Here is a 12,070-nt window from a genome sequence, read left to right as displayed (position 1 = left end):
CCACGAGGGGGAACGCGTGGCCACGCAGGCGAGGCACTCCATCTGGCGGCGCATGCCGGTCGACCGGATGGAGGAGCTGGAGGAGGAGAGCGGGGCCGGTGCGCTGACCAAGAGCCTGGGGCTCTGGCAGCTGACCGCCATCGGTGTCGGCGGCATCATCGGCGTCGGGATCTTCTCGCTCGCCGGCCTGGTCGCGCACGGCGACGCGGACAACCCGGGCGTCGGTCCGGCGGTGCTCATCGCGTTCCTCGTCGCCGGTCTGGCATCGGCGGCCGCGGCGCTGTCCTACGCCGAGTTCGCCGGCATGATCCCGCGGGCCGGCTCCGCCTACACCTACGGCTACGTGGCCCTCGGCGAGGTCATCGGGTGGTTCATCGGCTGGGACCTGCTGCTGGAGTACATCGCCATCGTCGCGGTCGTGGCGATCGGCATCTCCGGCTACCTGGAGGCGTTCCTCGACGGCTTCGGGGTCAGCCTGCCGGTGGCGGTCACCGCGTCGGCCGAGGAGGGCGGCGTCGTCAACGTCCCCGCCGTCCTGATCTGCCTGCTCGTCACCTCCATCCTCAGCGCCGGGACCCGGACGTTCGGCCGGTTCGAGCTCGTCGCGGTGGGGATCAAGATCCTGCTGATCCTGTTCATCATCGGGCTCGGCGCCTTCTACATCGACACCGCCAACTACGACCCGTTCCTGCCCGCCGGCTTCGGCTCGGTGCTCACCGGCGCGGCCACCGTCTTCTTCGCCGTCTTCGGCTACGACGCGATGAGCACCGCCGCCGAGGAGGCCGAGGACGGCAGGCGGCACATGCCCCGGGCGATCGTCCTGTCGCTGGTCATCGCGATGGTGCTCTACGTCCTGGCCACGCTGGTGCTCACCGGGATGCAGGACTACCGGGAGATCGACCCGACCGCCGGCTTCGCCTCCGCGTTCACCAACGCCGGCCTGCCGGTGATCGCCACGATCATCTCGGTGTTCGCGGTGCTGTCGATCCTCACCGTGATGCTGACCTTCCTGCTCGGCGTCACCCGGGTGTGGTTCTCCATGAGCCGCGACGGGCTGCTGCCCCCGTGGTTCGCCCGGGTCGACCGCCACGGCACCCCGCAGCGCGTCACCTGGATCGCCGGGGTCGGGTCGGCGGTGCTCGCCGGCGTCTTCCCGATCCGCGCCGTCGCGGACCTCACGAACATCGGCATCCTGTCGGCGTTCGTCGTCGTGTGCGTCGCCGTCATCCTGTTCCGCTACACCCGGCCGGACGCGCCCCGCTCGTTCCGCCTGCCGCTGATGCCCGTCGTCCCCGCGTTCGGGGTCCTGGCGTCGCTGTTCCTCATCTCCCAGCTGCACTGGGAGACCTGGGTGCGCTTCGGCGTCTGGCTCGTCATCGGGCTGGTCGTCTACGCGGCCTACGGCCGCAGGCACTCGCTGCTGAACCCGGACAGCCCACTGCACCGGCGCGCGGTGGCCCCCCGCCCCGCGAGTGAGCGCCGGCGGTGGGGACGCCGGGCCGGTGACCCAGCCCGCGGCGGCACGCGCCGCCCGGGCGCTCCGGACGCACGCTCCCGAGCTCGCCGACCGGCCGCTCCGGGAGCTGGGCCGCGGGCTGGACAACACCGCCTTCGCCGTGGGCGAGCTGGTCCTCCGGGTGGCCGACGGTCCCGACGTGCAGCGCGAGGCGGGCCTGCTGGAGTTCCTCGCGCCGCGGCTCCCGCTGGCCGTCCCGGTCCCCGTGATCGCCGACGGGGACGCCGGGGTGCTCGGCTACCGGCTGCTGCCGGGACGGCCGCTGCTCGGCCGGACGCCGGCGCCGGGCACCGCCACCGTCCTCGGCCGCTTCCTGCGCGCGCTGCACGCCACCGACCCGGCCGCGGTGCGCGACTTCGTCGACGAGGACGACGCCGACCCCGCGGAGTGGCTGGCCGACCTCGACGGGCCCGACGAGCTGCTGCGCGTGGTCCGCTCGAACGTGCCGCGCCCCTCCCCGCTGCGCGTGGTGGCGCACGCGGACCTCGGCGCCGAGCACCTCCTCGCCGACGACACGTGCGTCACCGGCGTGCTCGACTGGTCGGACTGCGTGGTCACCGACCCGGCCGTGGACCTCGCCCGGCTGTACCGCGACTTCGGGCCCGCCTTCCTGGCCGAGGTCCTGCAGGCGTACGGCGGTCTGCCCGACGCCGGCCCGCGGATCGTCTTCCTCGCCCGCTGCGCCGCCCTCGAGGACCTCGGGTACGGCCTGCGGACCGGCCGGGCGGAGTACGCCCAGGCCGCCCGGCGCAGCTTCGCGTGGCTCTTCCCCGCATGACCCGCCCGGCCGCCGGCCGCCTCCGGCGCGTGGCGGGGACGCCGTGGAGAAGAACTCCGGCGACCGTGTCGATCCGGGGCGCCGCCGTTCGACGTCCAGGTGAGAGGCCGGCACCGAGCCGGCCGTTCCGCTCGGAGGACGTCATGACCGCCACGCTGACCACCACCGCTCCCACCGCCACCACCCGCCGCCGCACCGCCTCGATCGTCGGCGCGGGAGTGGCCGCCACGGCGGTCGCCGCCCTCGCGACCAGCACCGTCGCGGCCGTGGGCTCCGCCGCCGGGATCAGCCTCGACGTCAGCGGCGCGCCGATCCCGGTGTCCGGCTTCGCGGTGCTGACCGTCCTGTTCTCCCTGGTGGGTGTGGCGCTGGCCGCCGTGCTGGCCCGCCGCGCCCGGCAGCCGCGCAGCACCTTCGTGCGCACGACCGTGGTGCTCACCGCGCTGTCGCTGGTCCCGGACCTGGTCGCCGACGCCACGACCGACACCCGGGTGCTGCTGATGGTCACCCACCTCGTCGCCGCGGCGATCGTCGTCCCGGCCGTCGCCCGTCGCCTGCCGACCGGACGCCGGAACTGACCGGTCGGCGGCACGGTCGGATGGAGCGGATCGGCGCTCGACGGGCGCGGACGCGGGGGCCGTCGCAGGATGGCGCGTGCCCATCGACCACACCACCACGTTCCCGGCCGGCCCGGACGACGTCCTCGCCGTCCTCACCGACGAGGCCTTCCTCCGCGACTACGCGCAGGCCCTCGGCGCGCGACTCGAGTCGGTGGAGAGCATCCCGGACGGCGACAACCCGCACACGGCGCTGCGGCTGGTCGTCCCCACGCAGGGCGTCCCGGGGGTGTTCACCCGCTTCGTCGGCCGCGAGGTCACCGTCGCCGACCGGCGCAACTGGACGACCGACGGCGACGGCGGGCACCGTGCCGTCCTGCAGGTCGAGTCCCGCATCCTCGGCCGGGCGGCGGCGGTGCGCGGCGAGCGGCGGCTGCGGCCGACCGCCGCGGGCACCCGGTCGACGGTGACCGGGGAGGCGGAGGTCGACGCGCCGGTGGTCGGGCGGCAGGCCGAGGCCGCCGTCCGCGAGCTGGCGCTGGTCGTGCTGCGCCGCGAGGACGACGTGCTGCGCCGCTGGCTGGGCTCCCCCGACTGACCGGGGGCGTCAGGGGCCGGTGAAGTCGGCCGTCGCCCCCCGGAAGCGCCTCCGCCGCGCCCGTACCCGCTCCCCGTCGTGGCGGCGCCGCAGGTGCAGCCGCTCCCGGTGGGACTCGGGCGAGTGGACGACGGTGACCGGACACGGCGCGTGCAGGGCGCACTGCATGCTCGTTGACCCGAGCAGCATGCTCGAGAACCCGCCGTGCCCCCGGCTGCCGACCACGAGCAGGTCCGCGCCTACCGACTCGCGGATGAGCGCGTCCGCCGCCGAGCCGAGGACGGCCGTCACGTGGATCTCCGGGTGCGGCTCCGGGACCTCGCGGAGCACCTCGGCGATGAACGTCTCGGCCCGCGCCACCGCCGCCGCCTCGGCCTCGTCGTAGTCGAAGTCGCCGACCGCGTCGAAGTCCATCCACGCCTCGGGCGGCCGGTGGGAGATGACCGCCTCGACGGGCACGCCCCGGCGGACGGCGTCCTCGACGGCGAACCGCAACGCGGCCCGCGCTCCCGCGGAGCCGTCCACACCGACCACGACCCGTGGACCTCGCGCCTGGGCTGTCTCGCCCCGTTCGACCTGCTCGGTCATGACGGCCTCCTCGCAGACCGGCCGCCGGGGCGCCGGTGCCCACGGACGACCGGCACTGTGATCATGCGCGGCCACCGAGGGAGCCGACAAGGCCCTCGGTCACCGCGCGCGATCGGGGGGCGCAGGACCGCCCGCGCGGGCGTACCGTCCGCCCATGACCGCGGAGCCGGCGTCCGCCGAACGTCTGCTCGCCGGGCGCTACGCGCTCCGCGAGGTCCTCGGCCGCGGTGGCATGGGTGTCGTCTGGCTGGCCACCGACCTGCGGCTCGACCGGCCGGTGGCGGTCAAGGAGGTCACCTTCGCCCTGCACCTGTCCGAGGAGGAGCGCCGGGTGCTGCGCGAGCGCACGCTGCGCGAGGCCCGCACCGCCGCCCGGCTGGACCACCCCTCGGTGACCTCGGTCTACGACGTGGTCGAGGAGGACGGCCGGCCCTGGCTGGTGATGGAGCACGTCGAGTCCTGCAGCCTCCAGCAGGTCATCGACAGCGAGGGCCCGCTGCCGTGGCCGGCGGTCGCCCGCATCGGGCTGGACGTGCTGGCCGGGCTGACCGCCGCGCACGAGGCCGGGATCGTGCACCGCGACGTCAAACCGGCCAACGTGCTGGTCGCCCCCGATGGGCGGGCCTGCCTCACCGACTTCGGCATCGCGACCGCCACCGGCGACCCGACGCTGACCACCACCGGCGCGATCATCGGCTCGCCGTCCTACATGGCGCCCGAGCGCGCCCACGGGGAGCGGCCGGGCCCGGCCGCGGACCTGTGGTCGCTCGGCGCGACGCTCTGGACCGCGGTGGAGGGGCGCCCGGCCTTCGCCCGCGGCGAGCCCATGGCCACGCTGATGGCCGTCGTCGCGGAGGAGCCCCCGCCGCCGACCCACGCCGGCCCGCTCGCGCCGGTGGTCCTCGGCCTGCTCGAGAAGGACCCGGCGCGGCGGATGACGGCCGAGCAGGCGCGCCGGGAGCTGCACACCGTCCTCGACGGGGCGCCCCCGACCGACCCCTGGTCGCCCGGGCCGGCCCCGCCCCCGGCGGAGCCCGCAGCGGAGCCCGAGGCGAACGGCGACCGGCTGCAGCGGATCGACGCCGCGGACCTCCGGGCCCTGGCGGCCGCGTCGGCGACCGCGCTCGGAGCCGTGGCACGCGACGCCCGCGAGCAGGCGCGGCACCTCGCCGAGCGGCGGCGCGAGCGCAAGCGCCGGGCGGAGACGTCGGAGACGGCCGCTCCCCCGCCGTCCCGGCCCGCCGGAACGCCCCCGCCCGCCTGGCCGCCTCCGCCGGCCTCGTCGCCTCCGCCCGCCTGGTCGCCCCCGCCCGCCGCGGTGCCTCCTGCCCCGCCGCCCGTCGCGACCCGCCCCAGGGAGCAGCGGCGGCGGCGGTTCCGCCGCCGCTGGGTCGTCGTCCCCCTGCTGCTGCTCGGGCTCGTGCTGCTCGCCGTGGCGGTCGGCGTCGTCGCCCTGTTCGGCACCCTGTACGGCTGGTGACGCGGACCGACCCGTCCTGGGGCAGGCTCGGGCCATGACGACGCCGTCCGCCGACACCCCGCAGCCCCGCGACATCGCCCTGGAGCTCGAGACCCCCGAGCAGGCCTCCGAGCTGGAGGCGCAGAGCGAGCCCGAGGAGCCGGACGGCGAGTGACCGGCCGGGCGGCGGGTAGCGGTCGACCATGCGCAGCCGCGACGTCCTGGTCTACGCCTACGAGCAGACCGAGGAGACGTTCACCCGCACCGTCGAGGGTCTGGAGCCCGACGACCTGAACCGCCGGGTGCAGCCCGGCGCCAACCCGATCGGCTGGCTGGCCTGGCACGGGCTGCGGATACAGGACGACCACGTCGCCGACGTCGCCGGCACCGAGCAGGTGTGGACGAGCGGGGGCTGGGCCGGCCGCTTCGGCCTCCCCGTCGACGACGCGGCGACCGGCTACGGCATGAGCGACGACGAGGTCGACGCCGTGCGGGTGCCCTCGGCCGACCTGCTGCTGGGCTACTCCGGCGCCGTGCACGCGCGGTCGGCGGAGTTCCTGCGCGGCCTGTCCGACGAGGACCTCGACCGGGTCGTCGACACCAGCTGGGACCCGCCGGTCACCCTGGGCGTCCGGCTGGTCAGCGTGCTGTCGGACGACCTGCAGCACCTGGGTCAGGCGGCCTACGTCCGCGGCCTGCTGGGGCGCTGAGGCTCACGTGCCGGCGCGCAGCCGGGCGGCGTCGATGCGCTGTGCGGCGACGTAGTAGAGCGTCGTCCCCTCGGGCACCGGGGTGTCCCAGCCGGGGCTGACCACCAGCGGCCCGCCGTCGGTGCGCAGGGCCAGCACCGTGGCGCCGAAGGTGCGGCCGAACCAGGTCTGGCAGTCGCCGAAGGTGCGGTGCGGGAAGCCGCTCGGGACGCGCGCCGAGTACGTGTTGCCGTGTCCACCGCTGGTCATGAGGTCGGTGTAGACCTGCGCGATGCCGGGGTCGGTGGCCTCCTCGGTCAGCATGAAGGGCATGTGCCACTGCACCGCCTGGACGTCGGGGTGCACGTAGCGCAGCGTGCCCAGCCGGCCGAGGTCGCGGAGCGCGGTGACCAGGTGGATCCGCGGGTTGGCGTGGGTGACGGCGAGCGCGACCGCCAGGGCCTCGTTGTCGTCGCGGACGTCGACGACCGCCGTTCGGGCGCGGGCCACGCAGGCGCGGGCCATGACGTCCTCGGAGGTCAGGTCGCCGCGGACGAACTGCACGTCGAGCCGCTCGGGCAGCGGGTCCTCGGGGACGTCCTCGTCCCAGGCGCAGAGCACCACGCGGGTACGGCCCTCGGCGCACAGTTCGGCGACGATGCGCGCCGTCCGCCCCGGGGTGTAGCCGAGCAGGATGACGTGGTCGGCGAGGTCCAGCTCGACCAGCCCCCTCAGTCTCTTGCCCCTCACCGACTGCAGCGCGGCGGACAGCTGCGTGAAGAGCAGGGTGAGCGTGACGATGCCGCCGACGATGACGTACACGCCGACGACGCGGCCGCCGGCCGAGGCCGGGTAGACGTCGCCGTAGCCCACCGTGGCCGCGGTGACGACGAAGTACCACCAGTAGGTGCCCGGCGCGGCGATGCCGGTCGCGGCCGGCTCCACCAGGGCCATGGCCGCCCAACTGGTCAGGAAGACGACGAGCGCCACGGCCAGGGGCAGCCGCCACCCGGGCAGCCTCACGCGCAGCAGGCGCGCCAGGCGCGCGATCAGAAACGGCACCCGACCCTCCCGACGACGACCGGGGCAACGTAGCGGACGTGATCACGGATCGGTGGCACAGCGACCGACGGGGGCCGGTCAGCGGGTCGCACCCGCGCCACGGGTGCTGCACGCACCCGCGGCACGGGACGTCGAGGCACGTCCGGTCCGTGGCGAGGCCGACGACCTTGCGCCCCGGGTCGGCGGGGGGTCTCATCGGTCCGCTCGGGACGGTGCGACCACACAGCCACCGCGCAGCGCCAGCACGGGAGTCGAGATGGACCGGGAGACGGTCGTCCGCGACTGGTCGACGCCCCTGGAGGTCCGCCTGGGGGGACAGCGCTGGATCGTCCCCGTGGGCGAGTCGCTCACGATCGGTCGCGACGACTCGTCGTCGATCCCCGTCGACCACGCCCGGGTGTCCCGGCACCACGCCACGGTCGACGCCACGGCCGAGGGATGGCTCCTGGTCGACCACAGCCGCAACGGGGTCTTCCTCGACGGGCGCCGGATGCCACAGGTGTTGATCACCACCCCGACCGCCGTGGCGCTGGGCCACCCCGTCGACGGGGTCGTGCTCACCCTGGCCCCGGTCCGGGTTGGTGCGGGGCCAGAGACCGCGGAGTCCACCCACGCCGCGAGGACCGGGGTGCACGACGTCGCGGGCTCCCGGATCACCGTCGGGCGGCTCGCGGACAACGACGTCGTCATCGACGACCTCCTGGTCTCCCGGCACCACGCCGTCCTCGAGCGCGTCGGTGGCAGGTGGCACATCCGCGACGCCGGCAGTGCCAACGGCACGTACCTCAACGGGCAGCGGGTCACCGAGGCCGACGTGGCCGAGGGTGACCTGATCGGCATCGGGCACGCGGTCCTCCACCTGTCCGGGAACCGCTTGCTGGCTCACCAGGACGACGGGGACGTCGACATCGAGGCGGCGGACCTGGTCGTGACCCGCGACGGACGCCGCCTGCTCGACGGCCTCGCCCTGCGGGTGGCCGGGCGCAGCCTGCTGGCGATCCTCGGGCCGAGTGGCTCCGGCAAGTCGACCCTGCTCGGCGCCCTGACCGGGACCCGCCCGGCGGATGCGGGCGTGGTGCGGTACGGCGGACGGGACCTGTACGCGGACTACGAGGAGGTGCGACACCGGATCGGGGTGGTCCCCCAGGACGACATCCTCCACCCGCAGCTGAGTGTGCTGCGCGCCCTGTCCCACGCGGCCCGCCTGCGCTTCCCCCCGGACGCGCCGCGGGAGGACCGCACCAGGCGCATCGAGGAGGTGCTGGAGGAACTCGGACTCACCGAGAGGGCGCACCAGCGGATCGAGAAGCTCTCCGGCGGTCAGCGCAAGCGGACCAGCGTGGCGCTGGAGCTCCTCACCCGGCCCTCCCTGCTCTTCCTCGACGAGCCCACGTCGGGACTCGACCCGGGGCTGGACAAACAGGTGATGCAGACGCTGCGGGCGCTGGCGGACTCGGGACGAACCGTCGTCGTCGTCACCCACAGCGTCCTCAACCTGGAGGTCTGCGACCACCTCGTCGTCCTCGCGCCCGGCGGGCGGATGGCCTACGACGGTCCACCGGACCGGGTGTTGGAGTACTTCGGGGTCGCGGACTTCGCCGACGTGTTCCTGCTGCTGGAGCGCCAGACAGGGGTCGACTGGCACGACCGGCTGCGGCGCTCGGGCCTCGACCGCCGCCGCTCCGGCCGGCCGTCGGATCGGCCTCCGCCTGAGCCCGCTCCCCCGCCGAGGGGCTCCGCGCTCGTCCAGTACCGCGTGCTGTCCCGACGCACGCTCGACGTCCTGCTGGCCGACCGTACGTACCTGGCGTTCCTCGGCCTGCTGCCGGTGTTGCTGAGCGGCCTGGCCCACACCATGACCGCCCCCCGAGGGCTCTCCGTCTCGGGGGCGAACCCGGTGCAGGCCCGTCAACTCCTGCTCGTGCTGATCCTGGGGGGCGCCCTGATGGGCACGGCCAGCTCGGTCCGGGAGCTGGTCAAGGAGCGCACCATCTACCACCGCGAGCGTGCGATCGGGCTGTCACGCGTGGCGTACGTGGCGGCCAAGGTGACCGTGCTGACCGTGGTGACGGCCGTCCAGGCTGCAGCGTTCGCGGCGCTCGCGATGGTGGGCAGGCCCGGCCCGGACGGCGCGGTGCTGCTCCCTTCGGGAGAGCTGGAGGTGGCGCTCGCGGTCGTGGCCGTCACCGTCGCCTCCATGGTCGTCGGACTCGTCATCTCCGCCCTGATCAGCAACGCGGACCGTGGCATGCCCCTGCTCGTGGTGGTGGTCATGGTGCAGTTCGTCCTGTCCGGCGGGCTGTTCGGCCTCGCCGGACGGCCGGGGCTCGAGCAGCTCTCCTGGGCCGTCCCGTCCCGGTGGGCCTACGCCATGGGTGCGGTGACGATGGACCTGCGGGTGACCCAGCCGACGACGGACGACCCGCTGTGGCGGCACAGCGCCACGACGTGGCTCGCGGACGCTCTCGTCCTGGGCGGCATGGTCCTCCTGCTGGTCGTCCTGGTGGGCATCGTGCTGCGGCGCCACGAGCCACGTCGGCGCCGACGCCGGCACTGAACAGCCGGGGGCGTGCCTCCCTCTCGGGCGGGACGGCTGGGTCGGTCGGCCCTGGACACGGTGCTGACGGTGAAGCCAGACTGGCCGCCCCCGCGGGCCAGCGGGTCAGCCGGCGCCTCCGATCCCCGGGACGGCGATCATGGTCGTGGAGCTCTTCGGACCCTACGAACTCCAGGAACTCCTCGGCCGCGGGGGCATGGGTGAGGTCCACCGGGCACACGACACGGTGCACGGACGGATGGTCGCCCTCAAGCGGCTGCGCCCGGAGTTCGTCGCCGACGAGCGTCTCCGCGCGCGGTTCCTGTCGGAGTGCCGGCGAGCCGCGCAGCTGACCGAGGCGCACGTCATCCCGATCCACGACTTCGGCGAGATCGAGGGTCGGCTCTACCTCGACATGCGGCTGGTCGACGGCGAGGACCTCGGGGAGGTGCTGGCGGCTCAGGGGCCGATGACACCGGCCCGCGCCGTTGCCGTCATCGGTCAGGTGGCGGCCGCGCTGGACGCCGCTCATGGGGCAGGCCTCGTGCACCGGGACGTGAAGCCGTCCAACGTGCTGCTCGCCGACGACGGCCACGGACCACACTGCTACCTGGCGGACTTCGGCGTGGTCGCCGCCGTGGGTGGCAGCCGACGGCACACCACGGCCGGGACGACGGTCGGGACCATCGACTACATCGCGCCCGAGCGGCTCCTCGGCCGCCCCACCGACCACCGGGTCGACGTCTACTCGCTGGCCTGCCTCCTGTACGAGACCCTCACCGGGCGCCCGCCGTTCCAGGCTGACGAGATCCCCGCCCTGATGTACGCCCACCTGACCCTGGAGCCACCGAGGGCGTCGGAGGCGGTGCCGGACGTCCCGGCGAGCCTCGACGAGGTCGTGGCCCGCGGCATGGCCAAGGACCCGGACCGGCGCCACCGGAGCGCCGGTGAGCTGGCCGCCGCCGCAGCTGCAGCGCTGCGCGGGCCCCGGAACGCCTCCCCGGCCGCCGCGGCGACGGTGTCCGTGGACCTGTCCCAGGTGGCTCCCGCCGCCAGGGCGCTCACCGGCGCGTCGGTCGGGAGGCGCGGGTCGCATGGCCGGTGGCGACGCCTGGTGTCGCAGGTGCTCCTCGTCGCGCTGACGGTCCTCGCGGCAGGAGCTGTCGTGGTGGGTGTCGACCTGCTGCGGTCGGTCGAGGCCGTGCCGGCAGAGGCCGTGCGGGTCGAGGCCGAGCCCGCGACGTCCACCGGTGAGGACCCCTTCGTGCCCCCGGACGGCAACGCGACACCCGGGTCGCCGCCGGCTCCCTCCTCCGAGGCGGCCGGCAGCAGCCCCGGGAACGGGACGCGCCCGCAGGCGGACGTGCCCGTGTCCGGGGACACGGCGGGGCTGTACGGCGGCACGGGCGCCGAGGTGTGCGACTCCGACGAGTTGGCGACCCACCTCGAGGCGCACCCGGCCAAGGCGCGGGCGTGGGCCGGCGCGCAGGGCATCCAGGGCGAGGACATCCGATCGTTCCTGGTGTCGCTCACCCCGGTCGTGCTCCGCGCCGACACGGCCGTCACCAACCACGGGCACCGCGACGGCCGGGCGAACGCATACCAGTCCGTCCTGCAGACCGGGACCGCGGTGCTGGTCGACGATCGCGGCGTCCCCCGGGTGCGGTGTTCCTGCGGCAACCCGCTCGGCGATCCCGTGCCGCGCGACCGGGCCCGCTACGAGGGGCAGACGTGGCCGGAGCTCGAGAGCCGGCCCGTGACCGTGGTGCAGCCGGCTCCCACCGTCGTCGAGGACTTCGTCATCGTCCACGAGGCACCGGACGCCACCGTGGCCGTCGAGCGGCCGCAGGGCAGTCACGGCGACGAGGACGGACCCACCGATCCGGAGGAGGTCCGGGCGGCCCTGGACTTCTCCCCCGAGGCAGCGGCCGAACAGGCCGACCAGGACTCGCACGCACCGGCACCGGGAGGCGGGACGGGGTCCGGCTCCCCCTCGCCGGCCACGCCCACGCCCCCCGGGCCGAACGGCGAGAGCCCGATCGACCAGGACACGACCTCCGCCGGCTCCAGCCCCTCGGGGTCGCCGTCCGGCGCCAGCACCACGCCCGTCGGCCCGACGTCCGCCAGCCCCACCCCCGGCGCCAGCACCACGTCCGCCAGCCCCACCTCGGACAGCACGCTGCCCGGCCAGGGGGTCACCGACCAGCGCGCGCTCCCCTCGGACGGCACCGCCTCCGGCGTCACCGTCCCCGACGTGTCGGCGCCCCCGGGCTGACCCCGCGCGTCG

General features: G+C 75.1%; 9 protein-coding genes and 1 pseudogene. 8 read left to right on the top strand and 2 right to left on the bottom strand.

All coding sequences use genetic code 11. The annotated features are described in order from the left end of the window. Positions 1 to 52: 52 nt before the first annotated feature. From ACU610_RS02705 to ACU610_RS02690, 4 genes and pseudogenes are all read left to right on the top strand, one after another. Positions 53 to 1,357, top strand: a pseudogene (locus ACU610_RS02705) (amino acid permease); the annotation flags it as partial. Positions 1,358 to 1,502: 145 nt separating this feature from the next. Beyond that, the gene (locus ACU610_RS02700; protein ID WP_446770687.1) at positions 1,503 to 2,294 is read left to right on the top strand and encodes a phosphotransferase; all 792 of its coding nucleotides are present in this window, start codon (positions 1,503 to 1,505) and stop codon (positions 2,292 to 2,294) included. A 143-nt stretch (positions 2,295 to 2,437) separates the two neighbouring features. After that, entirely contained in the window at positions 2,438 to 2,872 is a 435-nt protein-coding gene (locus ACU610_RS02695; protein ID WP_446770686.1) for a DUF6069 family protein, read from the top strand. 76 nt (positions 2,873 to 2,948) lie between these two features. Continuing rightward, positions 2,949 to 3,449: a DUF2505 domain-containing protein gene (locus ACU610_RS02690; protein ID WP_446766180.1), complete on the top strand. Its 501-nt coding sequence runs from the start codon at positions 2,949 to 2,951 to the stop codon at positions 3,447 to 3,449. Positions 3,450 to 3,458: 9 nt separating this feature from the next. Here ACU610_RS02690 and ACU610_RS02685 read toward each other — a convergent pair whose 3' ends face one another. Further along, on the bottom strand, positions 3,459 to 4,037 hold the full coding sequence (locus tag ACU610_RS02685; protein ID WP_446766179.1) for a universal stress protein: 579 nt from the start codon (positions 4,035 to 4,037) through the stop codon (positions 3,459 to 3,461). 154 nt (positions 4,038 to 4,191) lie between these two features. Between ACU610_RS02685 and ACU610_RS02680 the strand changes: the two genes are divergently transcribed. Together ACU610_RS02680 and ACU610_RS02675 are read left to right on the top strand one after the other, a co-directional pair. Then, positions 4,192 to 5,517, top strand: a complete 1,326-nt coding sequence (locus tag ACU610_RS02680; protein ID WP_446766178.1) for a serine/threonine-protein kinase — start codon at positions 4,192 to 4,194, stop codon at positions 5,515 to 5,517. Positions 5,518 to 5,699: 182 nt separating this feature from the next. Then, on the top strand, positions 5,700 to 6,206 hold the full coding sequence (locus ACU610_RS02675) for a mycothiol transferase (RefSeq protein WP_446766177.1): 507 nt from the start codon (positions 5,700 to 5,702) through the stop codon (positions 6,204 to 6,206). 3 nt (positions 6,207 to 6,209) lie between these two features. Here ACU610_RS02675 and ACU610_RS02670 read toward each other — a convergent pair whose 3' ends face one another. Then, on the bottom strand, positions 6,210 to 7,247 hold the full coding sequence (locus tag ACU610_RS02670; protein WP_446766176.1) for an ion channel: 1,038 nt from the start codon (positions 7,245 to 7,247) through the stop codon (positions 6,210 to 6,212). A 256-nt stretch (positions 7,248 to 7,503) separates the two neighbouring features. Here ACU610_RS02670 and ACU610_RS02665 point away from each other — a divergent pair, with 256 nt between their 5' ends. Beyond that, a complete protein-coding gene (locus ACU610_RS02665; RefSeq protein ID WP_446766175.1) occupies positions 7,504 to 9,804 on the top strand; it encodes an FHA domain-containing protein in 2,301 nt (766 codons plus the stop codon). A 145-nt stretch (positions 9,805 to 9,949) separates the two neighbouring features. Next, complete coding sequence (locus tag ACU610_RS02660) at positions 9,950 to 12,058, top strand: DUF6777 domain-containing protein (protein ID WP_446766174.1); 2,109 nt, start codon at positions 9,950 to 9,952, stop codon at positions 12,056 to 12,058. Positions 12,059 to 12,070: the final 12 nt, after the last annotated feature.

It is taken from the genome of Geodermatophilus sp. URMC 61, from assembly GCF_052931555.1.
This window is presented reverse-complemented; position numbering and strand designations above follow the sequence as displayed.